General features: G+C 65.2%; 1 protein-coding gene. It reads left to right on the forward strand.

The window, feature by feature from the left end:
• A partial coding sequence (locus CIC12_RS11575; protein ID WP_174772017.1) for an autotransporter-associated beta strand repeat-containing protein occupies positions 1-2,210 on the forward strand: 2,210 nt, incomplete at both ends.

Consider the following 2,210-nt stretch of genomic DNA (forward strand, 5'->3'; position numbering starts at 1 on the left):
GCCGACCATTGCCAGCAATGTCACCATCGTTGGCAACAACAACACGCTCTCCGGCGGCGGCATGGGCGGCGCCGTTTTTGTCCAGGCAGGCGGCAATCTCACCCTTGCAGGTCCCCTCACCATCAACGGCAATTCCGTGACGGCCGGGACCAGTGCTTCTGCCAATGGCTCGGCGTTTGGCTCAGGCTTGTTCCTGCAAGGCGACGGCACGGTCACTTTCGCACCGGGGGCAGGCGAGAGCCAGACTGTCTCCGACGTTATCACCGACCAAACCGGCTCGGGCGGCACGGGCGCGAATGCCGGCAGCTATGCGCTGTTGAAGACTGGTGCTGGCACGACGACGCTGTCAGCCGCCAACACCTATTCGGGTGGCACGTTGGTCACCGGCGGGCTGATCAACTTTTCCGCGGCCGGCAACTTCGGCAGCGGCCAGATCACCCTGAACGGAGGCGGCCTGCAATGGGCGACCGGCACGGCCACGGACATCTCCAGCCGGCTTGCGGCGCTGGGGGCCGACGGTGGCACTCTCGACACCAACGGCAACAACGTGACCTTGGCGAATGCCATCAGCGGCACGGGCGGGCTTACCAAGGCTGGCGCAGGTACGCTAACGCTGTCGGGCAGCAATACCTATTCCGGCGCAACCGCGGTAGACGTCGGCACGCTGCAGGCGGGTGCGGCGACGAACCGATTCTCACCAGGTAGCGCGTTCACCATCGCTGCTGGCGCTTTCCTCGATCTCAACAATTTCAGTCAAACGATAGGTTCGCTGGCGGGCGCTGGCAATGTGACACTTGGCACCGCGACGCTCACAGCGGGCGGCGACAACACGTCGACGACGTATAGCGGCGTCTTGTCCGGCACGGGCGGACTGAGCAAGACTGGTTCAGGCTCTTTGACGCTGTCGGGTAGTAACACGTACACAGGCTTGACGACGATCTCGGCGGGCACGCTGCAGATCGGCGATGGCGGAACCACGGGCTCGATCGTCGGCGATGTGACCGACAACGGCATGCTGGCTTTCGACCGCTCGGATGCGTGGACCTTAGGCGGCGTGATCTCCGGTACCGGAACGGTGACGCAGACCGGCAGCGGCACCACGATCCTCACCGGCACGAACACCTACACCGGAGGCACGACGATCGTCGCCGGCACGCTGCAGATCGGCAATGGCGGAACCACGGGCTCGATCGTCGGCGATGTGACCGACAACGGCACGCTGACCTTCGACCGCTCCGATGCGTCAACGTTTGGCGGCGTGATCTCCGGCACGGGTCCGGTGACGCAGGCCGGCAGCGGCACCACGATCCTCACCGGCACGAACACCTACACCGGAGGCACGACGATCGCCGCCGGCACGTTGCAGATCGGCAATGGCGGAACCACGGGCTCGATCGTCGGCGATGTGACCGATAACGGCACGCTGACCTTCGACCGCTCCGATGCCTTCACCCAGGCTGGTGTGATCTCCGGTACCGGGGCGGTTACACAGAGTGGTGCCGGCACCACCACCCTGAGCGGCGCGAACACCTATACCGGAGGCACGACGATCTCGGCTGGCACGCTGAGCGGGTCCGCAACCAGCTTCGGGAGCGGGCCGGTTCTCGACAACGCGGCGCTTGTCATCAATGAGCCCGGGAGTGCCAGCTTCGCCAATGTGATCAGCGGCACCGGCAGCTTCACCAGTTCCGGTACCGGCACATTGACGATGACCGGTACTGGCTCGTCGGTGGGAACGACAACAGTGGCAGCAGGCACGCTAACGTTCGCGCAGTCTGGCGCCTTTACTTCCAGTAGCTATTCCACCCAGAGCGGGGCGACCACCGCGATCGGCGGGACATCGCAGCTCGCGGTGAGCGGTGCGTTCACGCAGTCTTCGGGCTCGACGCTGGATGTCACGCTGGGTGCCAATAACCCGGTCATCACGGCAGGAAGTGCGACGCTTGACGGCACACTCAACGTGGCCGGCGTAGCAGCTGACGCGCCGTCGTCCGCGAGTGCGCTGCCTGCCACCGAGTTCACGCTCATTCACACGACGGGCGGCATCACCGGTGACTTCAGTTCGGTCAGTCTCGGCGGGGCGACGAGCCCGGTGGATTATCTGACGCTGGCGGCTACCCGGAGCGCGGGCAACCTCGATTACAACGCCGGCTTCGGCCTGACCTGGCAGGCGGGCGTGACCAACGGCAACGGCACCTTCACGCTGACCA

It is taken from the genome of Paraburkholderia sp. SG-MS1 (genome assembly GCF_012275575.1).
Taxonomy (GTDB): Bacteria; Pseudomonadota; Gammaproteobacteria; order Burkholderiales; family Burkholderiaceae; genus Paraburkholderia.